General features: G+C 56.9%; 18 protein-coding genes. 11 read left to right on the plus strand and 7 right to left on the minus strand.

Annotated elements, in window-relative coordinates; translation table 11 throughout:
* Nucleotides 1–140 precede the first annotated feature (140 nt).
* The 3 genes from VFU50_01310 to VFU50_01320 all read left to right on the plus strand — a co-directional run bounded on the left by VFU50_01310 (nucleotide 141) and on the right by VFU50_01320 (nucleotide 4,554).
* Entirely contained in the window at nucleotides 141–3,122 is a 2,982-nt protein-coding gene (locus VFU50_01310) for a tetratricopeptide repeat protein (GenBank protein HEU5231467.1), read from the plus strand.
* Nucleotides 3,123–3,141: 19 nt separating this feature from the next.
* Complete coding sequence (locus VFU50_01315; GenBank protein HEU5231468.1) at nucleotides 3,142–3,525, plus strand: hypothetical protein; 384 nt, start codon at nucleotides 3,142–3,144, stop codon at nucleotides 3,523–3,525.
* Nucleotides 3,526–3,591: 66 nt separating this feature from the next.
* Nucleotides 3,592–4,554, plus strand: coding sequence for a TIGR00730 family Rossman fold protein (locus VFU50_01320; GenBank protein ID HEU5231469.1), 963 nt, complete (start codon nucleotides 3,592–3,594; stop codon nucleotides 4,552–4,554).
* A 179-nt stretch (nucleotides 4,555–4,733) separates the two neighbouring features.
* On the opposite strand, the gene VFU50_01325 is transcribed toward VFU50_01320, so the two are convergent.
* Complete coding sequence (locus VFU50_01325) at nucleotides 4,734–5,273, minus strand: TlpA disulfide reductase family protein (GenBank protein HEU5231470.1); 540 nt, start codon at nucleotides 5,271–5,273, stop codon at nucleotides 4,734–4,736.
* 125 nt (nucleotides 5,274–5,398) lie between these two features.
* Between VFU50_01325 and VFU50_01330 the strand changes: the two genes are divergently transcribed.
* From VFU50_01330 to pgaC, 4 genes are all read left to right on the plus strand, one after another.
* On the plus strand, nucleotides 5,399–6,496 hold the full coding sequence (locus VFU50_01330; protein HEU5231471.1) for a hypothetical protein: 1,098 nt from the start codon (nucleotides 5,399–5,401) through the stop codon (nucleotides 6,494–6,496).
* 309 nt (nucleotides 6,497–6,805) lie between these two features.
* The gene (gene pgaA / locus VFU50_01335) at nucleotides 6,806–9,067 is read left to right on the plus strand and encodes a poly-beta-1,6 N-acetyl-D-glucosamine export porin PgaA (GenBank protein HEU5231472.1); all 2,262 of its coding nucleotides are present in this window, start codon (nucleotides 6,806–6,808) and stop codon (nucleotides 9,065–9,067) included.
* A complete protein-coding gene (gene pgaB / locus VFU50_01340; GenBank protein HEU5231473.1) occupies nucleotides 9,064–10,770 on the plus strand; it encodes a poly-beta-1,6-N-acetyl-D-glucosamine N-deacetylase PgaB in 1,707 nt (568 codons plus the stop codon). Before pgaA ends, pgaB begins: the two co-directional genes overlap by 4 nt.
* A complete protein-coding gene (gene pgaC / locus VFU50_01345; protein ID HEU5231474.1) occupies nucleotides 10,771–12,027 on the plus strand; it encodes a poly-beta-1,6-N-acetyl-D-glucosamine synthase in 1,257 nt (418 codons plus the stop codon).
* Nucleotides 12,028–12,299: 272 nt separating this feature from the next.
* Here the strand turns inward: pgaC and VFU50_01350 are convergent, their stop codons facing one another.
* Nucleotides 12,300–12,458: a hypothetical protein gene (locus tag VFU50_01350; GenBank protein ID HEU5231475.1), complete on the minus strand. Its 159-nt coding sequence runs from the start codon at nucleotides 12,456–12,458 to the stop codon at nucleotides 12,300–12,302.
* 2,191 nt (nucleotides 12,459–14,649) lie between these two features.
* On the opposite strand from VFU50_01350, the gene VFU50_01355 reads away from it, so the two are divergent.
* Nucleotides 14,650–15,270 (plus strand): DUF4142 domain-containing protein, encoded by a 621-nt coding sequence (locus VFU50_01355; GenBank protein HEU5231476.1) that lies wholly within the window; start codon nucleotides 14,650–14,652, stop codon nucleotides 15,268–15,270.
* Between the two features lie 62 nt (nucleotides 15,271–15,332).
* Here the strand turns inward: VFU50_01355 and VFU50_01360 are convergent, their stop codons facing one another.
* Nucleotides 15,333–16,325, minus strand: coding sequence for a hypothetical protein (locus VFU50_01360; protein ID HEU5231477.1), 993 nt, complete (start codon nucleotides 16,323–16,325; stop codon nucleotides 15,333–15,335).
* A gap of 241 nt (nucleotides 16,326–16,566) precedes the next feature.
* On the opposite strand from VFU50_01360, the gene VFU50_01365 reads away from it, so the two are divergent.
* From VFU50_01365 to VFU50_01375, 3 genes are all read left to right on the plus strand, one after another.
* Nucleotides 16,567–17,676: a phospholipase D-like domain-containing protein gene (locus tag VFU50_01365; GenBank protein HEU5231478.1), complete on the plus strand. Its 1,110-nt coding sequence runs from the start codon at nucleotides 16,567–16,569 to the stop codon at nucleotides 17,674–17,676.
* A 77-nt stretch (nucleotides 17,677–17,753) separates the two neighbouring features.
* Nucleotides 17,754–18,302 (plus strand): hypothetical protein, encoded by a 549-nt coding sequence (locus tag VFU50_01370; protein HEU5231479.1) that lies wholly within the window; start codon nucleotides 17,754–17,756, stop codon nucleotides 18,300–18,302.
* Complete coding sequence (locus VFU50_01375) at nucleotides 18,299–19,237, plus strand: metallophosphoesterase (GenBank protein ID HEU5231480.1); 939 nt, start codon at nucleotides 18,299–18,301, stop codon at nucleotides 19,235–19,237. Before VFU50_01370 ends, VFU50_01375 begins: the two co-directional genes overlap by 4 nt.
* 97 nt (nucleotides 19,238–19,334) lie before the next feature.
* Here VFU50_01375 and VFU50_01380 read toward each other — a convergent pair whose 3' ends face one another.
* The 4 genes from VFU50_01380 to zwf form a co-directional block, all read right to left on the minus strand.
* Complete coding sequence (locus VFU50_01380; GenBank protein HEU5231481.1) at nucleotides 19,335–22,034, minus strand: glucosidase; 2,700 nt, start codon at nucleotides 22,032–22,034, stop codon at nucleotides 19,335–19,337.
* A gap of 314 nt (nucleotides 22,035–22,348) precedes the next feature.
* Complete coding sequence (pgl, locus tag VFU50_01385) at nucleotides 22,349–23,107, minus strand: 6-phosphogluconolactonase (GenBank protein HEU5231482.1); 759 nt, start codon at nucleotides 23,105–23,107, stop codon at nucleotides 22,349–22,351.
* 66 nt (nucleotides 23,108–23,173) lie between these two features.
* A complete protein-coding gene (gene glk / locus VFU50_01390; GenBank protein HEU5231483.1) occupies nucleotides 23,174–24,214 on the minus strand; it encodes a glucokinase in 1,041 nt (346 codons plus the stop codon).
* The coding region (gene zwf, locus VFU50_01395; protein ID HEU5231484.1) for a glucose-6-phosphate dehydrogenase at nucleotides 24,211–25,137 on the minus strand (927 nt) is incomplete at its 5' end. The genes zwf and glk, both read right to left, overlap by 4 nt.

Raw genomic sequence — 25,137 nt, forward strand, 5'->3', positions numbered from 1 at the left:
AACTAAGAGCCTGACCAATTTAGGCCTTACGATGAGTGTGGTAACGTTAGCCCAACTTACGGAGTCCGCGCTGATCGTGTGTCAATTTTGGGCCTTGGTCCGGTCCCGACACATCTGCGCGGCATGGCTGCCCATCGATTATGGCTCTCGGTTTTACGTTCAATAAAGCGAAGATCCTCAGCGCCGCTGAGAAGTACGTGCAGCAAGGCAAGCTGCAGAACGCAATCGCCGAATACGAAAAGGTCTCGAAGCAGGATCCCAAGGACCTCACGGTCCTCAACACCATCGGCGATCTTTACGCCCGTCTGGGCCGCAACGACAGGGCCTCAGAATTCTTCAGAAAAGTTGGAGACGCATACGCCTCCGATGGTTTCGTCGTAAAAGCCATCGCGATGTACAAGAAGTTGACGAAGCTTGGCGCGACCACGCCGGATGCGCTGGTCCGCCTGGGCGATCTGTACACCCAGCAAGGCCTCTACAACGATGCTCGCGCCCAGTACATGACGGTCGCCGATCAGTATCTAAAGAACAACGACAAAGAGAGCGCCGCCGGCATTCTGAAGAAGATGCTGGACCTTGATCCGGAAAACGCGGCGATGCAGACCAAGGTCGCGGATCTCTATCAAAAGCTCGGCAGAAATCAGGAAGCGCTCGACATTTACTTTCATTCCGCGCAGGCGTTGTTTCAGCGTGGATCTACCGCAGAGGCCGAAGAAGCCCTGCGGCACGCGTTAAAAATCGATCCCAAGTACGAGCCTGCTCTGCTGCTTCGCGGACAGTTGGCCGTGACCTCCGGAAAGTCCGACGCCGCCATCTCCAACCTGGAGAAGCTGCAGGACCTCGACACGCGCCCCGAAGCGCTGCGACCACTACTGCAGGCTTATATAAAGAGCGGTGAGTTCGATAAAGCGGAACCGATTGTCGACAAGCTGGTGACGGCTCACCACGACTCATCCGTGGTTGCCTCCTATTCCGAAGCGTTGCTCGCTGCCGACCGTTCCGATCTGGCGGTAGCGCTGTACGAAAAATGCGCCGACAAATTTCTCGCAGAAAATAAGCAGGAGTTTCTCGACAAGCTAACTGCGCTCGTCTCCAAGATCAAAGAAAACGAGGCCTCCCTGCAGTCGATGCTCGCTCTGTTGCGCAAGTCCGATGCTCCCGCTCACGCCATTCGCGAAGTGCAGGAGTTACTGGCCAACGTTTATGTGCAGCACGGCGAGCTACAGGCGGCCGCGGATCTCTATCAGGAACTCGCGCAAGCCGAGCCCGAGAATCCCCTCCACGACCAGAATTACAAACAGATCGTTTCCAGAATGGGGACAGACTCGGCCACCCGTGAGCTTTCCAGCGAAGAGGGCGGCCAGGCGCTCATGCTCGATGAGCTTGAGGGCGCGCCTGCCGTTGCTCAGGAATATTCGCGCGATCTAGCCGAGGAGATCACCTCCGCGCTCACCGACTCTGAGCTCTTCGCGAGCTATAACGTCCCCGACAAGGCAGTCGTTCCCTTGGAGAAAGTTCTCTCAAAGGCGCCGAACGACGTCCGCGTTCGCCAGCGCCTCGCGGCCTTGTACGCAAGGCTCGGTCGCTTTGCCGATGCTGCCGCATGCTGCAAAGTGTTGTCGGAAGTACATAGTGTCGCCGGCAATGCCGATCAGGCCAAGCAGTTCCGCGACATCGCGACACGATACGAGCAGCAGGCAGGAGGAGCCGTGCCAAGTGCTGCCGTGGCACCGGTCGACGCTCCTCTTCCCCCGCCTCCCGCGATCGAAGTAGTGCCGGTTGAGCCCATCCCGTTCCAAGCCTCATCCGTTACTAATGCAGAAGTCGAAACGCCGGCTCCGCAAGCTGCCGCGGCCACGGAATTCGAGATTGCTTCTGCTCCGGTGCAAGAAGCGCCCGCAAAAGCAGAAGCTCCGGCTCAGCCCGAAGCTCCAGCTCACGCCCAAACTGCGGCGCACGCCGAGGCCGAGCACGGCGACTGGGAAGACATGCTCACAGTCGAAGCGCCGACGGCATCCGTGCAGGAAGTCACCGCCCAGGATTCCCCTGACGAGATCGCCGAGGAAGCTCGCTTCTACATCGATCAGGGCATGCTGGCGGAAGCGAAAGCGGCGATTGCCCGCTTGGAGTCGAGCGCATCGAATCATCCCGCTCTGGCCGAGTTACGTGAAAAATCAAAGCTGGTGGAAGCCGCGGCTCCAGCAGCGGCTCCGGTTGAAGCTGCACCTGCGAAGCACGTAGCCGAAGCCGCGCCCATCGCTGTTCCGGAACCGGAAGTTCGAAAAGCTCCGGCCCCGCAAGCTCCTCGTCAGCCAACGCACGAGGAAGAAGAGGTATTTGCAGATCTTCTCGCGGAGCCCACTCCGGCAGAAGCTCCAAAACCAGCAGCGAAGCCAGTGGTCGTACCTGCGCCTGCGCAGCCCAAGACAGCAACGATAGCTGCGGCAGCAGCTGCGGCCTCACCTCCGGCGGTCGCCGACGATCCGCTTTCGGGCCTGCTCTCCGATCTGGAAGACGCGCTCGGCGACATAGCTCCGCCACCCACAGCGACCAAACCCGCAGTAGCCGCGGCCAAAGCTACGGCTGCGCGAGCACCAGAGCCTCAGCCCGTTGCAGTCGCAGCGGGGCCACAGCCGACCGCAAACACGGCCACGGCTACGATGAGCGACGAAGCTAGCTCCATGCTCTCCGATCTTCTGCACGAGTTTAAAGAGGAGGTGGAAGAGCCGGTCGCCGAAGCTGACGATCCCGAGACTCACTACAACCTTGGCGTCGCCTTCCGCGAGATGGGACTGCTTGACGAAGCGATCGGCGAGTTGCAAAAGGTCTGCCGCTCGCTCGACAACGGGCACTCATTCTCGCAGCCGATCCAGGCCTACACCTGGCTGGCACAGTGCTTGGTGGACAAAGGCGCTCCGCAGGCGGCGATCCGCTGGTATGAGCGGGCACTAACGGTCAGAGGAATTAACGAAGACAGCCGCCTGGCCGTCTACTACGACATGGCCAACGCCTTCGAATCTGCCGGCAATAAGAAAGCTGCTCTCGACAACTTTATGCAGGTATACGGCGCGAATATCGACTATCGCGACGTAGCCGACCGTATCCGCAGCCTGAGTAAGTAGATGCTCTACAATCAGGACTATGGATCGCGAGGCCAAGGTTCTGAATTTTCCGGCAGCAGCATCGTCCGACGGGAACCTCGCCACCAAGATGGAGGGACCAGTGGCCACTGAAGCTCAGGCATCAAATGCCCTGGTTTCGCCCGCTCCGTCGGAAGCTCCACCGCCGATCTGGATGCAGCGCCTGGCGATCATCAGCACGGTCATCATCTGCTGCTGGATCGGATTCATCCTCGCCGCCTTGCCTTGGCTGCCGCAATGGACAGAAAACAGCCTGATCAGCGACTTCCCGAACCTGCGCTGGCTGATTGGGACAGGATTCGTCCGCGGTCTGGTCACCGGCATCGGCATCCTCGATCTCTGGATCGGAATCTCAGAAGCCGTTCACTATCGCGACCGGCGCTAAGACGCGTTCCGCTGCATGCATCCTGTAATCTTGAAGTCCTGAATTTTTCCTGCTGACCGGTATCCGATGACACAAGACGACAAACCGCCCCTAGCCAAAGCGCCACTGGCTTACGAAAATCCGGCATTCCTAAACAGCCCTGAAGGACGCGCACTGCGCATCCTCGCCGAATACTCCGAGCCGCTGGCGCGCTTCCGTCGCGAGCGCATCCAGGACACAGTCGTGTTCTTCGGCTCCGCACGCTTCGCCAATCTGCATTCGGCTCAGCGCGCCCTGCAGCTACTCGAAAAGCCCGGCGCAGCAACGCCCGCTCCCGAGCACGAACAACCGGCCACGCTCGATGGAGCACTGCACGGACGAGAAAATTCGTTGAAGCTCAAGCGGGCAAAAGCTGCAGTCGAGATGGCGCGCTACTACGAAGATGCAAGGCGCCTCGCGTTTCTGCTGACGAAGTGGTCGATGAAGCTGCACTCCAAGCGGCATCGCTTTGTGGTTACGTCAGGCGGCGGTCCGGGAATTATGGAGGCCGCAAACCTCGGTGCCAGTGAGGCCGGCGGGAAGACGATCGGCCTGAATATCCGCCTGCCCTTCGAGCAATTCCCAAATCGGTACATCACGCCGGAACTCAATTTCGAGTTCCACTACTTCTTCATGCGCAAGTACTGGTTTGCGTATCTGGCGAAGGCGCTCGTGATCTTCCCGGGAGGATTTGGAACGCTGGACGAGCTCTTCGAAATCCTCACCCTAGCGCAGACCGAAAAACTGGCAAAGAAGATCATCGTGCTCATCTACGGGCGCGAATACTGGAACCGCGTACTCAATCTCGACGTTCTGGTCGATTCCGGCACGATCTCTCCCGAAGATAAAGATCTCTTCTGCTTCGTCGACACGCCGGAGGAAGGCTTCGAGATGCTGCGCGACGGCCTAACGAAATATCACCTGCAAGCACAGCAAGTGCCCGCAGAACCAGAACGGGAAGAAGCCAAAGACCAAGGCGAATTTCCCGAAATCGCCAAGACGCGCGGCTGATTGCCGATCAGGCCGAGTTTTTCACCACGGAGTCACGGAGACCACAGAGAATCAGGAAGCCCAATCCAATTCGGGAGGCGCAAGCGCCTTCCTTCGTGCCGGATCTTGCTTTGGTCGAAACCTGAAACTAGAAACCCTTTCCCCTCCGTGTCCTCGGTGTCTCCGTGGTAAAAACGCACCTAATATCGCTTCACACGCGCACTCGGCGGATCACCTTGCCGCCCGCTGAGCAGCCAATCTACCGCTTCTTTCACGTCCTCCTCACGAGCCTCGCCATTGATCGCGCGTATGATTTCGCCTTTTTCGTCGATCACCAGCGTAGCCGGAACGATGTTTACTCCGGCAAGCTGCTCCAGCAGATCGACCGATGCTCCGGTGAACACAGGCAACTTGATTCCGTGCTCTGAGACATACTCGCGAACGGCAGGCTCCTTTTTCTGTTCATCGATCGAAGCGAGAATGAATGCGACGTTGCGATCGGCGTAGTGGCTCGCAATCTTTCCCAGACGCGGAAGCTCTTCCTTGCACGGAGCGCACCACGTAGCCCAGAAATTCAGGACAACAATTCGGCCCTGGTAGTCGGCGAGCCGGACTTTATTGCCGCCCAGATCTCGAAGCGTGACCTTCTTTATGCTCTTCGCGCTCAGCGCTGACGAACTGAAAAGAAACAGCGCCATGCAGACAGCGCTTGCATGCACGCGGCGGAGGGTGATCGGCATGGATTCCAATGTACACGCCGTCCCAATAATGCATTTGAATTATTGCCGCCGAATGCTACTCACGCTTTACTTCTCCATCGCGTTTTCCCCTCGCCGGCTGTTTGCTTGACGCATTGGAGACTGTCATGAATCGAAGCCGTTCTTTAACCGTATCGAAGCGTGTTGCCATCGCTACATGCACGTTGACTCTGGTGCTTTGTTCCATTTCGGCCCTGGGCCAGGGATGTGTAGCCGCGCATACCGAGCAGCCACTGATCTCGGGATTGGCGCCGACTGACCAAATGCAATCCTTACACCATGGCGATGGCTTCGCCGACAAGCTCCACAATCTGACAGTCACAATCGGCTTCCGCACCTATAGCTCTTACGCGCACTACGTTGGCACCGACTACCAGGCGCAGCGCGCGGCGCTGCACAATGAAGTGCAGAACCACGTGAATCTATACGACGTGTCGTTCAACTATCAGCTCACGCCCCGTTTCAGTATCATCGGCGATATCCCGGGACTCACGGCGACACGCCATCAGCAAGGCAACGTGAACGTCTATCGCGCGGGTGGAATCGGAGACATCACCGCAGGCGTACAGACCTGGATCTTCCGTCCTCCGACAGAGAGTCATGGCAACGTAGCGCTATCGTTCGCACTGAAGATGCCGACCGGCATCGACGACGCGAAAGGCACGACTATTCTTTCCAGCGGCACCACGCAAGTTCGCAACTTCGATCAATCGATCCAGCCCGGCGACGGAAGCTGGGGTTTCACTTTGGGAACGCAGGCCTTCCGCCAGACGTACTTCCACACCATGCTCTACTTTACCGGATCATGGCTGTTCAATCCGCGCGACACCAACGGCGTAAAAACCTTCCGCAGCGCTCCTCATGAGGATGTGATGTCAGTCACGGATCAATACCTCTGGCGCGGCGGTTTTTCGCACAATGTTCCTAAAGTTCGCAACCTTGCGCTAAGCCTCGGCGGACGTATGGAAGGTGTGCCCGTGCGTGACGCGTTCGGCGCCAGCGATGGATTCCGCCGTCCGGGTTATGTGATCTCGATCGAGCCTGGACTCGCCTACTCGTATCGCAACAACACACTCAACGTGAGCGCGCCCTGGGCGATGGAGCGCAACCGCAAGATCAGCACCGCTGACATTCTGAACCACACGCACGGCGATGCTGCTTTTGCGGATTACACGATAATCGCCGCGTACACTCGGCATTTCTAAACGAGAGCTTTAGCAGCCGTTTATGTTAGTTAGCTGAGGATCATTTGCTGTGCCGCCCTTCCGCTATTCCCGCGTTCTTTGCGCGCAAATATGCCGACGCTATCACATTTAGCAGTACCGCTACACGCAGGCCATAAATACGCTTAGCCGCTGATGCCATGCGTGCTCAGCTACATCCCTGTCCGCTTCCGGTACCCTGCCTGCTTTCCGCTAAAGGGAGAACTCTCACGCGACGGGAAATGTACTGGCGTTCTCTCCATCATTCGCTCTCTGCAAACGCTCACGCTGTTGATGATTGTGGTGTTGCCGATGACGAGAGCGCCTGGACAGAGTCGGGAAGACGCTGTTCGGGCGGCACGGGACGGCCACACTGACGATGCGATTCGCACATTGCAGACTATCGTGGCAAACAACAGAAGCGATACCGGTGCGGCACTCGACCTGGCCGTCATCCTGAGCTGGGCGAAGCGGCCCCGGGAAGCCACCGACGTCTTTGAACGAACTCCGGTAACGCAGATTCCCGAGTATGTGCTGCTCGCCATGACGCGTGCTTATCGCGATCAGCAGCGCTTTGGAATCGCCCAGGGACTGGCACACGAAGGACTTCGCCGCTTTCCTGAACAGAAAACATGGACGCTTCTGAATGTCCTGCTGGAAGGAGATCTCGCGTCAGCTGCCGGCGATCGCTTCGGGGCTCTTCGAGCATATGCGACTGCTCAGGAGATCGCTCCGAAAGAAGCAGGCATTTCAGCCGCGATGAGCAGCATCCTCATGCAATTGAATGCTCCCTATGGAGCCGCATCGCTGTCTACGATTCCCGATCCAGGAATTCAAGCGGCCCAAGCCGCGGCGATGGTGCGTTGGGGAGCAAACTTCGAACCGCCGGAGCCGGCAAGGCGCTTTGAGGAAACCGATGCTGCGATTGGCAGACTGGAGGTTCTGATTCGGGACGCCGAATCCATGCACCCAGCCGATCGGGGCCTGGTGTTCCGGCTGAAACGCGATCGCGTATTGGCCTTGCGCAATCGGGAGCGCTGGAGCGATGCCGTGAAAGCCGCTGAGGAATTACGCGAAGCCGGAGACTCCCTGCCGCCCTACGTTCGTGAAGCGGAGGCCGATTCGCTCCTGGCGCTTCGTCATCCAGAGGAAGCGCTGAGAGCTTATCGCGAAGTCCTCGCAGCCGACCCGAGCAATCGCAATGCGCGACAGGGTCTCTTCTATTCCCAAATCGAAACGGAAGATTTTCACGCAGCCTTCGCAACTACTGAAGAGCTGACGAGAGGACAGGAGCCCGGAATCCGTCTACGCCAACTGCCGCGCCCAGTTCCAAATCCGGACTGGCTGGACGCGCAGGTGTTGGGGGGCCAGGCACGCTACTACGCGAACATCGATTCCGATGCATGGAGACAATTAAAGCCACTAGCGAATGGAGCACCGGGGGCAGGCTATTTGCGGTCTGCGCTCGGCTCGGTTGCGGCGGACAGAGGCTGGCCTCGGTGGGCCGACGAAGAAATCAACATCGCTGCGGAGATTGCCCCGGATGACCGAGGCATACAGGTGGCCGTGGCAGATTCCGACTTGCGGCGGAAGCGCTTCCGCGAGGCGCGCAGACGCGCAGAAGAACTCAATTCCCTTTTTCCCGGGGATGCCGCAGTTCAGCGATTGGTACGCGACATCGGCATGCACGACGCCATGGAGATCCAGTTCGACACCGAAGCCCATCACGAAAGCGGCAGCGCTGCGAATCGTCCTGGGTCCGATTTCAATACCAATGTTCGCGTGTATTCCTCGCCTTTTGCGGAAAGGTGGCGCGCACTCGGCGCATTTGATTATTTCTCCGCAAAGCCTGAGGAAGGGCCGGTTCATCGAGTCCGCTACGGCGCTGGAGCAGAGGCAGAGTGGTCCGACTTCACCCTCGAAGCAATTGCCTGGAATAACGCCGGAGCCCTCTCTCGGGCGGGCGCAACTCTTGCGGGCACGTGGGAACCTACCGATCACTGGAGCTTCTCCGGCGATGGCGAACTGTATTCGAGCGAAACGCCATTGCGGGCTGTGCTCCACGGCATCACGGCCAGCGGAGGAAGCTTTCAGACGTCTTTCACAGCCAACGAATCACTTGCCACGTCGGGAAGGGTGGGGGCGTTCTCGTTTTCGGACGGAAACCAGCGTGTCGAAGGGAGTCTCACATTCTTTCGTCGAGTGCTTGACAGGCCTCATCTGAAGCTCAACATTCGTCCCGAAGTTTACGCTTCGCACAACACGCGATTCGATGCGCCCTACTTCAATCCCGCGCACGATGCCTCTGCAAACCTCAGCCTGGAGCTGAATCACCTCATCTGGCGGAGATATGAGAGAAGCTTTCGACAGAGCCTCACGATAGGCGCCGGACCATATTGGGAAGCACATTACCGCCCTGATTGGCTTGCGCAGATTCGCTACCAGCAGACCCTCGAGCTGCAGTCTGGCTTTGAGATTCACTACCGCGTTGACCTTGGCCGGCGCGTTTACGACGGACTGCCGGTCCACGATGTAGGGATTGTCGCCGGGCTGAACAAGAGGTTGAGTCTATGAAGCGGATCGCTCTACTCGCGGCCCTGCTTGCGCTGTTGTCGTCTCCTGCATTCAGCGCAGGGCGAGGCTCTCGATTTGTGTGTATCGCGCTCCACGACATCGTGGACAAGCAAGAGGACCTCGACGCCGATGCGATCACCAGCGAACGGTTGATAGCTCTCTTCGAATTCCTGCGCGGTAACGGTTGGACCGCCATCTCTCTGGACGACGTAGAAGCTGCCGTCAAAGCTAACCGACCGCTGCCGAATCGTGCCGTCCTAATCACCGTCGACGACGGCTATCGCAGTGTTTACACCAGGGTTTTCCCACTTCTGCTTGCCTACCGAATGCCGGCGGTAGCAGCCGTCGTGGGAAGTTGGATCGAGAGCGATCCATCGCACAAGCGCTACATTTCCTGGGATCAAGCTCGTGAGATGCAGCGCAGCGGACTGGTTGAGTTCGCCTCTCATAGCTATGACCTGCACCATGGAATCCTGGCAAATCCGCAGGGCAATGAACTCCCGGCCGCAGGCTTTCGCAAGTACGATCCCATTTTGGGATACGAGCAGGAAGCGGAATACCGTCTTCGCATCCGGGAAGACTTGGCCAGATCCGCAGCTGTGATGAGACGGGAGTTAGGGAAGTCACCACGAGCGCTGGTTTGGCCTTATGGGCGATACACGGTTGCTTCTGAGAATGTTGCCTTCGAAGCGGGGTTCAGGTTTGCTCTAACTCTGGATTCCGAACCGGCTGATGCTTCCAAACCGATGGCGATTGCCCGATATCTTGTGGCCAGAGATTTCGACTTCAAGAACATTGCCAATGATCTGCGATCGCTCAACGAGCCTCCATCGGTGCAGCGTCTGGTGCGAATAGATCCATCCACACTCTGGAGTGCCGATGCCCCCGACTTCGAGAGTCGCCTGGGCCGCGCGATCGAAAGAGTCCGCACGATCGGCGCTACTTCCATCATCATCGAGGCTGCAGCATCAGGTGCGGATGGCGCGCTGAGTGGGGCATGGTTTCCCACCCCTAACCTGGCTGTGCGTGGCGACGTGTTTTCGCGCATCGCCTGGCAAATGCACACACGTGCTGGAGTCGAAGTTTTCGGACGACTCCCTGTGGGGGCCGCGCTCGCAACTTTGAAGGACCCGGAGCGCGTTCTCGCCCTGTTCCGAGATTTCGGCGAATCCGCTCCCATCGATGGCCTCTTGCTCGAGGATGTGCCTCAGCTAATCGGAATAAGGACGCGAGCCGCTTCCGAAGATGAAACGCCCTGGCAGGTGCGAAAGCGACGCGATGCTGTGGAGTACAGCACCTTGAATCCATCGGATGCACTGGCTCTTCGATGCTTCCGAGTGGTCGAGGAGGAGCGGCCTCGGCTGAGTCTGGCGGTGCTCACGGCGGATAAGACTTTGACCGGCCCCAGCTCCGTTGCGGATATGACCTTGATCGCCGCATCCAGCAAGCCCAAAGAAGCGGCTCGCCTGATCGAACGCTTGAAGAAAGTTGAAGGATCGCCTGATTTTTTTCCCCGACGCCTGGGCGTTTGGATCGAAGCTTCTAGCGCTCCCACCTCTTCCGATTTGATTGCTGTTACTCGCATCTTTCAGAGAAACGGTCTAAGCCTCATCGGATGGAGTGACGACATGATCGGTGACAACCCTCCGGCTGCCTCGGTCGCGCGCGCCGTATCAGCTAGTTCATTTCCGGTAAGGTTCTGAATGTTTTCGCCAAGTGCAGTTCACGCGATTCAATCTTTCTGTTTCGGCTATCCGTTCATCATGGCCTGGTATTGGATGGCCGGCGGCATACTGTATCGCTGGCTTCGCGAACGTCATCAGCCACCACCGGGCGAGCCTCCTCAGCTCGCTTCCTATCCGGGGGTCTCCGTTCTGGTGCCTTGCCGCAACGAAGCGGCGAATGCAGAGGAGGTCTTCACCGCGCTCGCGGCGTTGCAATATCCCGACTACGAGGTCATCGGGATCAACGATGCATCCACCGACAACACCGGCGCCATCTTGAATGATCTCGCACGACGCTATGAATGTATGCGCGTCGTACACCTGGCCAGCAATCAGGGAAAGGCAGTGGCACTCAATTGCGCGGCAATGCTCGCACGTAACCAGATTCTCGTCTGCATCGATGGCGATGCATTACTGGATGTCCATGCGCTTACCTGGATCGTCGCAAAATTTCTCTCCGATGGTTCGATTGGCGCCATAACGGGAAATCCACGAATACGAAATAGATCCACCGTTCTGGCCAGGTTGCAAGTCGGTGAATACGGCACGATCGTTGGGCTTATCAAACGCGCACAGAGCCTGTTTGGATGGGTTTTTACCGTTTCGGGCGTAATTTGCGCCTTTCGCAAACGAGCACTGCAGGATGCGGGTTGGTGGTCCTCCAAAACGGTCACCGACGATGTCGAATTAAGTTGGCGCATTCAGCTTGCAGGCTGGCGAATTACTTACCAGGCAAACGCCATCTGCTGGATTCTCATGCCGGAGACTTTGCGAGGTCTCTGGAAACAACGCTTGCGATGGTCGGAAGGAGGAACACAGACCGTTCTCATGTCGGCTCGCCGGCTGCTTTCACCAAAACATTGGCGGGCTTGGCTCGTTTGGGGAAACTACATCGTCAGCGTGCTTTGGTCCTTCACCATTGTGACCGCGCTTAGCCTCTGGCTAATGGAACGAATCGGTATCCATGTAAATACCGGCTTTCCTCAAGTCAGCCTGCTTCCGGCCTGGTGGGGAGCGGTGCTGACGAGCACGTATTTATTGCAAGCAACTATTGGGCTAGGTTTGGAGCGCAGATTCGAGAAAGGGCTTCTTCGAACCATCATGTGGCTCTCCTGGTATCCAGTCTTCTTCTGGATGCTGCAGGCGATAACTGCCGTGGCTGGACTACCAAGGGCTATCGTGCGCATGTACCGGCCTCAAGGCACATGGGCAAGTCCCGATCGAGGTCTTGCGTGAACCGCAGTGCTCCTCGGGTATCGCCACCTCCACTGATACGCGCCAAGCAAGTCCCCTTTTGGATTTTATTTCGGGATCTCGTGCTGACTGGTATCGCTTGGCTTGCGATCGCCCAATCCATGCGTGAGGGAATAAGGCTGCTATACGACTATTTCAGTCCTCCCATGTTTGCGCTCACACGCACAAGAGCTCCGCAATGGCTCGATTTCTGGGATCCTCTGAGAGCGTTTGTCTTAATTGCAGCTTGCTTTGTCATTTGGCTAGCCTTCTGGTCATTGCATGGCGCGAGACGTTTTCGTGTAAAGCCACCAATCGCGCAGCCCAGATCCTTGTCCTGCGCCGAGCACGCCCACACCTTTGGAGTGACCGAAGATCAATTCACACGGTGGAAGAGCTATCGCATCGCGGTCATCGCGTTTTTTGCCGATCATCAAATCGCCACGGTCTCCTCGCACGATCTCGAACCAACAGTCGCAGCGGCCAGAGCGGCAAAGGCAGTCTGTTAGCCCTGCGCTCCACGTGGAGCGTACGTTTTCCGCGGTGCTCTTCGTTGTGGTTGCGCTTTCTATCTCAGCACTTTCCCGAGCCGGATGGCGCCTCGTTATGGTTTTGCAAATTGCCGCAACCCAGAGCCGGAATGCCGACAGTCGAGGATCTGGCTTCTAAATCCACGTCTTCCAGGCTTCTGTGCGTGGTTTCTGCGCGGAAGATGCACCGAAGTTCGTGCGATCAAATCATCTTCCAACAAAATTTCTGCACCGCAAGTTGTGCTGCCTTCCGCGACGCTCTTCCTTATCCACCCGACTCCACAACATGGACAAGTTTTGAACAGGATAATCACAAAAATGAGGTTTATTTCTCTTGCGCCTATCCGCCAAAGGAGTAAATTCACTTGCACGCGAGCGTGAGATGTCCTGAATCGCTCGAGCCTGAGTTTCAAAGTTGAGGCCTTCGCAAGAAGGTGGATGCTTGAAACATCGATTGGAACCCGCAGTTCCGTCGGAGAAGGGCAGTCGCAAGGCTGTTCTGACGCGAGACGAAGCCGAGAGTTCTGATCGAACAAGGGCCGGTTGCAGATCGACGAAAGTTGAAACGCAACTTGTTGCTGTGATCGATGATGCAGACGGGTGAGCAAACGAGCAGCGGCGAAAGCTGCTGACCGGGTGCAAGGATCGAGTGGCAAATAACCGCTCGACTCCGGAAGCCAGCGGGCTCCGCATCGGAAGCGCAGTTCAAAAGATTGCGAATTTCGATGCTAGGAACATCGGCGATGAAAGTTGCCGATATCTGAAAAGTCCGGCAGGTTGAGCATGGGTTGAGGCTTCACCGCTCCAGCCTGTGAGAACAAGCTCGGCGAAAGCTGAGTGAGTTCGCCAGCCTGCGAGCATGAGGTTCGGCGCAAGCTGGATTTCATGCGGGAGGTGCACTGGGGAAACCTGAGGCGCTCCTGAAGATTCTGCAGGCAGAAGTGATCAGCACTGTGGACGAAGGGTTTGATTGTGCGCAAGCGCAGTCGAAAGCTTCGGATCGCAGCCAGGTTGCCGGAGCCGATGGCGTAAGCCAAAGGCAAGTTGCAGTCGTGCTGGAAACAGTGATTGCAACGAACACGGCGCTCCAGAAATGGAACGCACGAGCAGCAATCGAAAGATGGGCAGCTCGGGCAGATTGCGAAAGCGTTCTGCCGGTCACGGCGACTAAATCGCAGTACAGCGCATGGCGCAAGTCAAAGCGGGTGCGGCGGTTGTCAGTCAGACGCAGTCCTCCCGAAACGGGAAGATGGCGGTGACTGATGGTCGGCTCCGCTGGAACTGAACCCGAACTTCGGTTCGGACCAGGAATTCAGGGACGGAGCCCGGCGGGAAGTCCTCAGCATGGCGAACCATTCGGCGCGAGTCGGGTGCGGAGTTCATGCAGGCGGAAGCCCGATAAACCTGAACAGCGTGGCGCAAGTCACGACGGTAGATCGGCGAAGACCAACTGTGATGCTGCGTTGGGCGAAAGTTCAGCGTTGCAATCCAGATGGCCTGAAAGACTGGTAGTCCTCTCGCGGCGAAAGCGGTGGGATAGACGAGCCAGCCTAGAGACTACGGAGCTGAGAAGCGCAAGTTTTTCAGAATGTCTGTGGCCCTATCTCAAGCCCGAGAGGGTAAGGGATAACAAAGAGCGGCGACTTGGTGGACGGCCTGTCGAATCCAGGCAACAGGCTTCACCTTCGAGCACTCGCAGGACGGCGTCGCAAGACGAAGTCAAGCGTAAAGCTTCCGGTAACGGAAGGGGGCGCGAGGAGTGACAAATTCATCTGGTCTGCATGTGTGAGCAGCTGGTTCTGGAAACGGGATTGGCCAGCTCGACAAAAATAGGACATCTCACCACTATCCACGGCCTGCATTCGCAAGGATGCAGGCCGTGATTGTTTTGGACGGTAATAGGCGATAAGCAGTCGGCAATAGGCTGATTCAATTCAGGCCCGAACCTTTAGGAGCTAAGCTGCCGAATCGTTACTCGCTCGCAGGGATTGTCGAAATCTGAGCCTATTGCGTATCGCCTATCGCCCTTGCAGCAAACCGCTGCCGTTCATCCCACCTCTAATTAAGCAAAGAAGCTTTTCAGAGAGGCATACGTATGTACAGGCTTGCAGTTTTTATCCTCACATTCTCATTTGCTGCGTTTGCGCAAACAGGTGCGCATACAAAGGCAAAATCCAAGGCAGGCGCCAATCCTGACGCTACATTTGCGAAGAAGGCGGCTCAGGGAAACATGGCCGAAGTCGCGTTGGGCAAGCTCGCTCAGCAGAATGCTCAAAGCGACGATGTCAAGAAGTTCGGCCAGCGCATGGTCGACGATCACGGCAAAGCCGAGCAGGATCTTGAGGGCGTCGCGTCGAAGGCAAACATCACCTTGCCGCAAGATGTAAACGCCCAGCAAAAAGCGGAGCAGCAGCGGCTCGAGAAGCTAAACGGCGCAGCGTTCGATCGTGCGTACATGGCGATGATGGTGAAAGACCACACCAAAGATGTCGCGGAGTTCAAGAAGGAAGCGAATAGCACCAGCGCGAACTCTGATTTGAAGGATTACGCGAAGCGCACTTATCCGACGCTTGAAGATCATCTGACGAATGCGAAGGCGGTGGACAACGCTCTTCCGAAATCGGCCGGAGCAAAGAGCAGCAAGAGCGGGAAGAAGAGCGCGGCCAAACCTACTGCCGGTGAAACCAGCGGCGGTACCGGTCTATTGCTTATCTGACGAGTGGTCCGGAGACGGACCGGACTGGCCAGAGCCGGATCCGTCTCCAGCCATTGGCTTTGCTACAGCTTTCCCAGATCAGCAATTCTCTTCTCTACGACTGCCGAGTATTCGGCAACATCCTTATCCGAATATCCAGCCGAACGGAACGCATCTTCAATCTGAGCAGGCTTGAGCTGCGCCAGCAGTCCGCCGATCCACTTGGCGTCCTCGCGGGGGATGTGGCGTCCGATCCAGCGCAGGCGCATCCGAGTTACGAAATTGGGAATCGAGAAAATTCCCAGAATGCCGATGACGGTAGAGTGCGCTGGAGAGCTGAAGTCAACGTAGTCCTGATGAACGTGCGTTATGAACTTCGAGCTCCGATATGCGCCTAAATCGCCTTTACCGCGACCCGGTCCGAGGCGATAGCCAATTGATCCAAACGAAGCGCCCAGATCCGTGACAAGGTAGAGCTGCTCGCCTGATTTCTCTTGATAGATGGCATTGTTCTCGTCTTTTACATCCCAGTTGTTGAGCAAGGACATCATCACCCGCAGGCCATTGAATTTCCGAGTTCCCGAAAAAGGATTTTTGCGCCAGCGCCATTCTTCACCCTTCTCGGCGTGGTTAGGATGATGCTTTAGGCGAGCATCACGCGCTTCTCCTGCTTTGATCAGGTTTTGGCCCCGCTGGAGATTCTTGGGCAGGCCATCCACCTTTAACTCAGGCTCCAGGTAATCCTCCTCGGTGAAATAGCCGACAGCCCACAATAGACGCGTGGCCACCGTCTCCGGCTTTGCCTCGACCCCAAGCTTCACCTTCCACTTGGTTCCGTTCTGGTCGCGAACATCGAACTTCGGATTTGAGCCGTTTGTGTCCTCCTTCTCAAAAATCACCGGCGGACGAGGCTGGTCCTTTTTGCCGCCAGAGCCATAGAGGAGGTTCTTGGCTGAGATATCGCCCGGATCTCTCCAGATTAAGATTTTCGGCGAAGAGGGGGTTTGGGCTATTAGAGGATTGGCGAGGAGAAGCAGCGAACCCGCCAGAAGGCGGCTAATTAGGCTCTTGCGCATGTATATCGAACAGGAATCGCTGGTCGAGAGCGGCTCCCGAAAGGTTCCGTTGTGAAATCTTCAGCAGAGACTTAGATAGCCAGAGCACATGATTCGGCTGCTTAGGACCCGCGTTTGACCTGGAGGGCACGACGGTCTGCGAAGTACAGAAGCTCCGTGGCCTCGCCGTTGAGACTTCGTGACCTTCGTGTTCGCTCTTCTCTGCTTTTTCCGCATCCAAGCTTCTCAGGAGCTCTGTCGAGTGAAGCTGTTAGTCCAGCCGGGAGACGGAATCAAGCCACTGGTGAAAGCCATTGAGCGGGCAAAGAGCTCTATCCAGATCGTCATCTTCCGCTTCGACCGCCTGGAGATCGAAAAGGCTCTCGAAGACGCTGTGAAGCGGGGTGTCGCGGTCGATGCCTTGATAGCGTTCACGAATCGGGGAGGCGAGAAGAACCTGCGCAAGCTGGAGTTACGCTTTTTGGATCGCGGCGTTACGGTCGCCCGTACCGCCGACGATCTGGTCCGCTACCACGGCAAAATGATGATCGTCGATGGGAAAGAACTCCACCTGCTGGCCTTCAACTACACGCAAATTGACATCGAGCGCAGCCGCAGCTTCGGCCTGATCACGCATGAAAAGGAGTTGGTGAAAGAAGCCGGCAGGCTGTTCGACGCTGACAGCAAGCGCCGCAAGTTTCGGCCGGGTTCACCACGTTTCATCGTTAGCCCGCTGAACGCTCGCAAGGAGCTTGGGAAATTCATCCAAGGAGCCAAGAAAGAGCTCCTGGTCTATGACGTGAAGATCACCGATCGCGAGATGCTCAAGCTCCTCGAAGACAAAGCACGAGCCGGGGTAGAAGTTCGCGTAATCGGCAAAATGGCGCGTCACAACAGCCAGATCGCAGTTCGCAAATTGGAAAAGCTGCGGCTGCACACCCGCACCATGGTGCGTGATGGCAAAGATGTATTCATGGGCAGCCAGAGCCTGCGCGAGTTGGAACTCGATTCCCGCCGCGAGATCGGCCTCACATTTCGTGATGCCGACATTGCAAAGGAAATCACCAAGGTCTTTGAAAACGATTGGAAAACCGGGGTAGTCGCAACCGGCGACGAAGCCGATGATATCGAGAAGCCGCCTGCAGCCAAAGTCGCGAAGAAGGTCGCCAAGACCGTGACAAAAGTTCTGCCGCCGGTTGCGCCTGTCGTCGAAGACGTAATGAATGAGATTGTGCCTGCGGAAAACGGCTTTTCCATCGATCACGACGAGATCGAGGAGACAGTGAAGATCGCGGTCAAACAGGCAATCAAGCAGGCAGTCCGCGAAGCCGTGGAGGACGTAGTGGAACAGCAGCGCGAGCCGGAGGCGTGATGGACAGGTTTTTCACCACGGAGACACGGAAGCACGGACGAAGGCGGACCGTCGTAATCACGAGTTTATGTGCCTTGGTGCTCGCTCCGACCGTCGCAGTCGCGCAAACGAAACCCGCGGAAAGGGTCAATCCGAACGCCGCAGTTTCGTCAGATTTTGAAAAGCGCGTGGCGGAGTACATGAAGCTGCGGCAGTCTGCGCAGAGCGGACTGACGACTCCGAAGAACACCCAATCGCCAACACAATTGACTGAGTATCAGCATGAGCTCGGTGATCGCATTCGCAGCGCACGGCCTCAGGCGCAGCAAGGCGATCTCTTCACTCCAGAGGTTGCAGATCTCTTCCGGCATCTTGTCTCACAATCGCTCAATGGCCCCCGAGGCATGCAAATTCGCAAGAGCTACCAGCGCGCTGAGCCCATCCGTGGTGTGCATCTTGCGGTGAACCAGGCTTATCCTGATGGACTAGCTTTGCAATCCATGCCACCGTCACTCTTGCTGAACTTGCCCAAGCTGCCGAAGGAATTGGAATATCGGTTTGTCGATCACGAGCTCATTCTTCGTGACATCGCCGCTAACCTGATCGTCGATTTCATTCCTGACCTCGCCACACCCAGCACGAAATGATCCGCAAGCTCGTCCTCGCAGCTCTGATCACCATTGGCGCGGGAACGCTCGCGTTTCGTCTGACGCCTTCGTCCACCCCAACTCTGACGCAGGCGCCTGCAACGGCGCAAAGCCAACTCGAGGTCAAGCTGCCGCTGGAGCAGAAGTCGGTGCGCTTTGCCGTCATCGGCGACAACGGCACTGGCGAGCAGCCCCAGTACGACGTCGCCGCGGAGATGGAAGCCTACGAAAGCGTCGTGCATTATGAGTTCGTGATCATGATGGGCGACAACATCTATGGCGGACACAAGCCAAAAGACTTCGAGCGCAAATTTGAAACGCCATATAAGCCGCTGCTCGATGCGGGCGTGAAGTTCTATGCCTGTCTAGGCAATCATGACAACTCTGACGAAACGCTGTACAAGCCGTTCAACATGAACGGCCAGCGTTACTACACATTCAAGAAAGGCGACGTGCAGTTCTTTGCGCTCGACAGCAACTACATGGATCCGACGCAGCTCGACTGGATTCAGCAGCAGCTACGAGAATCGAATGCCAAGTGGAAGATCGCCTACTTTCACCATCCGCTCTATTCCGACGGGCGCTTTCATGGTTCTGATGTCGATCTTCGCAATCAGCTCATGCCCATCTTCGAAAAATACGGCGTCAACGTCGTGATGTCAGGTCACGACCACGTCTATGAGCGCTTCAAGCCCGAAGGCGGAATCTATTTCTTTTTGGTAGGAAACTCCGGCGAGCTTCGCTATCACAACCTGCGCCACGATGCCAGCGACATGGCCGCAGGCTTCGATACCGATCGAACGTTCATGCTGGTTGAGATTGGAGGTGACAAACTGTACTTCCAGACAATTTCCCGAACTGGGCAGACGGTCGATTCCGGCGTATTGCAACATCAACCGAAGCCGCCGGCCCAGAACACGCCGGCAACACAATGAGGCGCAATTTCGCGATGGCATGATCTCGCGACACCAAATCACGAAATCGCGAAATCGGGAAATCACAAAATCTGACAACCTGAGGGAGCAGTCCCCTTTAGCTTCGGACGCGCTTTGAGTTCTTCGGAGCGCTACTCTCCCTTGGCTCTCCATTCTGCTGCATGAGCTTTGCGATCAATCCAGTCCATCCGGTCTGATGTGAAGCTCCCAGGCCCGCGCCAGTATCGCCATGGAAGTATTCGTAAAAGAGCGCCAAATCTTTCCAATGAGGATCATTTTGGAACAGTACATTCCGGCCATGAGAAGGGCGACGTCCATCGTTACCTATAAGGAACAGGCGCGTGAGTCTATGGGACAGTTCTTCGGCAACCTGGCCCAGACTCACTAATTTTCCTGAGCCTGTGGGGCATTCAACTTTTACGCGATCGCCGTAATAGTGGTGATACCGCTGCAGCGACTCGATGATCAGAAAATTCATCGGCAGCCACACCGGACCGCGCCAATTCGAGTTGCCGCCGAACAGGCCGGTAGTCGATTCGCCGGGTTCATAGTCGACGACGTGCTCGCGGCCGGCGATCTCCAGACGAAAAGGATGCTCGCGGTGGTACTGCGAGAGACTGCGAATCCCAAATGGGGAAAGAAACTCCTTCTCGTCGAGCATGATCTTCAGGATTCGTCGCAGACGTTTTTCGTCGGCGATGGCCAGAAGCTGTCTCTCTTTCACTCCTTCGGCCTGGAAGCAGGCGATGTTCTCGGTGAGATCGGGACGGTTATCGATATACCACTGAATGCGATGAGCGAAGTTCGGCAGCCGCTGCAGCAGCCCCGGCTCGAGCGTCTGCACAGCAAAAAGCGGTACGAGCCCCACAACGGAACGGATGCGCATGGGGATATGCGAGCCATCAGAGATCCGCAGCACGTCGTAGTAGAAGCCGTCTTCCTCGTGCCAGATTCCCGCGCCGTCGATGTTGCGGTTCATCGCTTTTACGATGAAGAGGAAGTGCTCCCAAAATTTAATGGCCGTGTCCTCGTACACCGAGTCTTGCAGGGCCAGATCGAGCGCAATCATCAGCATGTGCAGGCTGTAGCTGGCCATCCAGCTCGTGCCGTCGGACTGCTCCATGTATGCGCCGCCGGGAAGCTGCTCGCTGCGATCGAAGGCGCCGATGTTGTCGAGCCCGAGGAAGCCTCCCTGGAAGATGTTGTTGCCCGCCATGTCCTTGCGGTTCACCCACCAGGTGAAGTTGATGAGCAGCTTGTGGAAGATGCGCTCGAGAAACGCAAAGTCTCCTTTGCCGGTCATGCGCCGTTCGATCTGATACACACGATGCGACGCCCAGGCATGCACCGGTGGATTCACGTCGGCAAAATTCCATTCGTAGGCCGGAAGCTGCCCGTTGGGATGCATGTACCACTCGCGGCATAAGAGCGTGAGCTGGTACTTGGCGTAGTCCCAATCGAGAAGCGCGAGCGGAATGCAGTGGAAAGCCAGATCCCAGGCAGCGAACCACGGATACTCCCACTTGTCCGGCATCGAGAGGATGTCGTCGGAATAGAAGTGCTCCCAATCTGAGTTTCTCCCTGTGAGCCGCTGGCGTGGCGGCTTGGGCTGACCGGGATCGCCTGTGAGCCAGGTCTGCACGTCATAGTTGTAGAACTGTTTCGACCAAAGCATTCCCGCGAATGCCTGGCGCATCACGCTGCGTCCATCAGCGGAGAGCGAGGCCGGGATGATGTCGCGATAGAAATCATCCGCCTCATAAATGCGCTCGCGAAAGACCTCATCGAACGCAGCCCCGAAATGATCCAGAGTACTGTCGAGTTTCTGCGTGAACTTCAGCTTTACTACTGCGCTTTCACCAGGCGGAATTTCGAGATCGTAATAGACCGCAGCTCTTGTTCCGACCTGCTCCGGATTCAGGCGATAACGGTGACCTTTGATAATGAAGTCGTTGATTGCATCTTTCTGATAGAAGCCGCGATTCGGAACTCCGAACAGTCGGCGCAGATTGCTTTCGTTTTCGGTAAACAAAAGCTGCGGCGAACCTTCGCAGTACAGCCAGCGCTCTCCGTATTGCGGATGATAGACGCGCACCACCGGCAGGCCGTGCATGTCGGCCATCCGTTCCAATTTGGGCTTCTGATGCTCAACCGGCTCCTTGGCGCCCCACGACCACGTGTTGCGAAGCCAGATCGTCGGCAGCAGATGCAGCCGGGCAGCCTCAGGACCGCGATTCCAGGCGGTTAGTCGGATCAGAATTTCTTCACTCGATGCTTTTCCATACTCAATGAACAAATCGAAGCAGCGACCGTCGTCGAAGATGCCGGTGTCCGTCAGTTCAAATTCGGGATCGAGACGCGTGCGCCGGCGGCTTTCGTCGACCAGTCGCTGATAAGGAAATTCCTGCTGCGGATACTTGTACAGCGCCTTCATGTACGTGTGACAGGGCGTGTTGTCGAGATAGAAGTAGCACTCTTTTACATCTTCACCATGATTTCCTTCAGGACCGCTGAGCCCGAACAGCCGCTCTTTCAAAATCGGATCGCGTCCATTCCACATCGCGAGAGCAAAGCAGATGAGCTGGTGACGGTCGCAGAATCCAAAGAGACCATCCTCGTTCCAGCGATAAGCTCGTGAGCGCGCCTGATCATGCGTGAAGTAGCGCCAGGCATCTCCGTTCGCGCTGTAGTCCTCGCGCACCGTGCCCCATGCGCGCTCGCTCAGGTACGATCCCCAGCGCTTCCAATAGATTTCGTGATTTTTGTCTTGAAGAAGGCGTTCGTGTTCTTTGCGCATGAGGAGAGCAGTAGGCGATAGGCAGTACGGAATAGGCTAACAAAGGATGGTGAGAGGCTTCGACTTGTTCGGGGGCGAGGATCCCACCATGGCAAACCTATACTCGGAACACCTGTCATCCTGAAGCGCTTCTGTTGCGCGAAGGATCTCCCGCGATGTTCATACCTGACATGACACTCGCGAGGCTCTTCGGCCAGTGCTCGTCGAGCTTCGTAGAAGAGCCACGCCGACTGCATTGAAGTCGTACGAATTCCGGGAGATCCTTCGCGCAAAAGAAGCGCTCAGGATGACAGGGCGAGGGAGGATTCTTTGTTTTAGCTCGATACCTTCACTAACTTCGCCGCTGCGCGATCCAATAGCCAAACAAGCCGTGCATTCGTCGGCTTCACGTATTTCACCGGATACATTTCCGGACTTCCACCATCCATGACCTCGGCCAGCGCGGCGGCCTTATCTTCGCCTGCAACCATCAGCATCACCGACGCGGCGTTGTTGATGGTTGGCCTTGTAAACGTCACTCGCCACGTATTGAACTTGTCGACCCAATTCGCGACGACGCGCTTACTGAGTTCATTCAGCGCTGCCGTTTTGGGAAACAGTGAAGCAGTGTGTCCGTCCGGACCCATGCCGAGAAGAATCAGATCGAAGCGTGGAAACTCGCTCTCTTTTAATCGAAAAGCCTTCGCGAGCTCTGCATCGTATTCCGCCGCAGCCTTAGCAGCATCCGGATTTTCGCAATGGATGCGATGAATGTTTTCTTTCGAGATCGGCACCTTCGACAGTAGCGTCTCATTCGCCATGCGGAAGTTGCTGTCGGGATGATCCGGCGGAACATGTCGCTCGTCACCGAAAAAGATTTGCACGCGTGACCATTCGATGAGCTTCGGATTTGCTTTGAAGCGCTCAACTAAGACTGCATGGAGCGCCTTTGGAGTTGAGCCTCCAGAGAGCGCGACCGTGAATCGCCCGTGATCTTTGATCGATTGCTGGCAGCGCACAATGAATTCTTCGGCGGCAGCTCGGGCAATTGCTTGCAAATCATCGAGAATTCGGATGCTCGGTTTCTCAGGCATTCTTCCTATCCGACAGACCCCGAGGAAGAGCGAACACGAAGGTCACGAAGTTTACACAAAAGGTCACTAAGAATTCCTTGTGACCTCCTCCGTTTCCTCCGTGACCTTCGTGTTCGCCTTTCCCGGTTCGCAATACATCATCGCAACGTGGGCGGCGCCGAGCAGAGCGGTCTTGTCGTTCAGCACCACACGCACGGGAATGCTCTCCATCAATGGACGCAAACGACCCTTATTGCGAAAGGCATTCATGAAACGAGGCTCCCGCAGCTTTGAAAGAATTTTCGGTGCAATCCCTCCACCGACGTACACGCCGTGGACTGCGAAGATTTTCAAAGCGAGATTGCCTGCGGCCGCTCCATAGATCTCGGCAAAGATATTCACCGCCTGCTCGCACAACGGGCTCTTTCCGCTCAGGCCGTTGCGCGTAACCACCACCGAATGATCGTCGCTGTTCTTGAACTCCTCAGTCAGCCAGGCTTCTTCCGTTCCTTTGCCGGTCTCGCGCAGAAACTCGTAGATGCCGAACTGGCCGGGGCCGGAGAGCACGCGTTCCCAACTCACGTGTCCGTACTTTTTGTGCAGGTACTGCCAGAGTTCGGCTTGCAGATCGTTGGCGGGCCCAAAGTCGGCGTGTCCGCCTTCGGCGGCGAACGGAATGTGGCGAGTGCCGTCCCAAAACAGTCCGGCTTCACCCAAGCCTGTTCCGGCGGAGATTACAGCGGCGTTTCCTTCGCGGCCCGGAATGCCCGGCGTGAGAAGTTCGAAGTCTGTGTCTTCGAGTTCGGCAAGGCCGTAAGCGTTCGCTTCGAGATCGTTGATGAGATGGACGTTCTTAATTCCGGTGCTCGCTTCGAGTGCGGCAGCATCGATGATCCAGGGCAGGTTCGACGCTTTCACTACACGGCCAGTGACAGGACCAGCGACGCCGAAACACGCGCAGGCGACCGCGAGCTTCTGCTTACTGTGAAAATCCACAACTGCAGCAGCGAGGCTCGGATAGTCGCGTGCGTGCTTGATCTCCTCGGCAACGGGAACGAGATGGCCTTGTTTCCTCTCGAAGTACGCGAGACGCACGCTGGTCCCGCCGACGTCACCGGCGAGGATCATGCGGGAACATTTCTCCAGTGGCGTCCGTCGCGGGTCATCAGATCGTCGGCTTCCTTTGGTCCCCAAGTGCCCGCGGGATAATTCGGGAACTCGCGCGGCGGTAGCGCCTTCCACACATCCAAAACGGGATCGACCACGCTCCACCCGGCTTCGACCATGTCGGCGCGCTGGAAGAGAGTGGCGTCACCAATCATGCAGTCGTAGAGCAGGACTTCGTAGCCGGTTTGCGCGGCGCCGCCGAAATAGTCCTGATAGTTGAAGCTCATGTTCACCGGCCCGACCTTGACCAGAGGACCGGGAACCTTCGCGCCGAATTTGAGCGCAATACCTTCGTCCGGCTGAACATTGATCACAAGTTGATTACTCGGCAGGTGTGCAATATCGGTCTGGCGAAAAAGGACAAACGGAGCGCGTTTAAATTCAATGGCAATTTCCGTATGACGCCGCGCCATGCGCTTGCCAGTGCGCAGGTAAATCGGAACGCCGGCCCAGCGCCAGTTATCGATCGAGAGCTTCAGCGCGACGAAGGTTTCGGTTCGCGATTGCGGATTGACGCTCGGCTCCTGCCGGTAGCCGGGCATGCGCTCGCCTTTGGCCGTAGTTCCCGGACCATACTGCCCGCGAACCGCGTTTTGAATGACCTCTTCTCCGCTCATGCTGCGGATGGCGTGCAGGACTTTGGACTGCTCATCGCGAACATCGTCGGCGTGGAAGGAGATTGGCGGCTCCATCGTTGTCAGGCTGATGAGCTGCATGATGTGATTGGGGACCATGTCGCGGAGCGTGCCCGAGGTGTCGTAGTACCCGCCGCGACCTTCGACGCCGACTGTCTCTGCGACCGTGATCTGCACATGCTCGATGTAATTCCGGTTCCAGATCGGCTCAAAGAGACCGTTCCCAAATCGGAACACGAGGATATTCTG

It is taken from the genome of Terriglobales bacterium (genome assembly GCA_035764005.1).
GTDB lineage: Bacteria > Acidobacteriota > Terriglobia > Terriglobales > Acidobacteriaceae > Gp1-AA112.

Excerpts from the sequence above, each read along its gene's own strand:
- VFU50_01310 (HEU5231467.1), top strand. The coding sequence starts at position 141 with ATGGCTCTCGGTTTTACGTTCAATAAAGCGAAGATCCTCAGCGCCGCT.
- VFU50_01315 (HEU5231468.1), top strand. The coding sequence starts at position 3,142 with ATGGATCGCGAGGCCAAGGTTCTGAATTTTCCGGCAGCAGCATCGTCC.
- VFU50_01320 (HEU5231469.1), top strand. The coding sequence starts at position 3,592 with ATGACACAAGACGACAAACCGCCCCTAGCCAAAGCGCCACTGGCTTAC.
- VFU50_01325 (HEU5231470.1), bottom strand. The coding sequence starts at position 5,273 with ATGCCGATCACCCTCCGCCGCGTGCATGCAAGCGCTGTCTGCATGGCG.
- VFU50_01330 (HEU5231471.1), top strand. The coding sequence starts at position 5,399 with ATGAATCGAAGCCGTTCTTTAACCGTATCGAAGCGTGTTGCCATCGCT.
- pgaA (HEU5231472.1), top strand. The coding sequence starts at position 6,806 with ATGACGAGAGCGCCTGGACAGAGTCGGGAAGACGCTGTTCGGGCGGCA.
- pgaB (HEU5231473.1), top strand. The coding sequence starts at position 9,064 with ATGAAGCGGATCGCTCTACTCGCGGCCCTGCTTGCGCTGTTGTCGTCT.
- pgaC (HEU5231474.1), top strand. The coding sequence starts at position 10,771 with ATGTTTTCGCCAAGTGCAGTTCACGCGATTCAATCTTTCTGTTTCGGC.
- VFU50_01350 (HEU5231475.1), bottom strand. The coding sequence starts at position 12,458 with ATGATCGGCAAAAAACGCGATGACCGCGATGCGATAGCTCTTCCACCG.
- VFU50_01355 (HEU5231476.1), top strand. The coding sequence starts at position 14,650 with ATGTACAGGCTTGCAGTTTTTATCCTCACATTCTCATTTGCTGCGTTT.
- VFU50_01360 (HEU5231477.1), bottom strand. The coding sequence starts at position 16,325 with ATGCGCAAGAGCCTAATTAGCCGCCTTCTGGCGGGTTCGCTGCTTCTC.
- VFU50_01375 (HEU5231480.1), top strand. The coding sequence starts at position 18,299 with ATGATCCGCAAGCTCGTCCTCGCAGCTCTGATCACCATTGGCGCGGGA.
- VFU50_01380 (HEU5231481.1), bottom strand. The coding sequence starts at position 22,034 with ATGCGCAAAGAACACGAACGCCTTCTTCAAGACAAAAATCACGAAATC.
- pgl (HEU5231482.1), bottom strand. The coding sequence starts at position 23,107 with ATGCCTGAGAAACCGAGCATCCGAATTCTCGATGATTTGCAAGCAATT.
- glk (HEU5231483.1), bottom strand. The coding sequence starts at position 24,214 with ATGATCCTCGCCGGTGACGTCGGCGGGACCAGCGTGCGTCTCGCGTAC.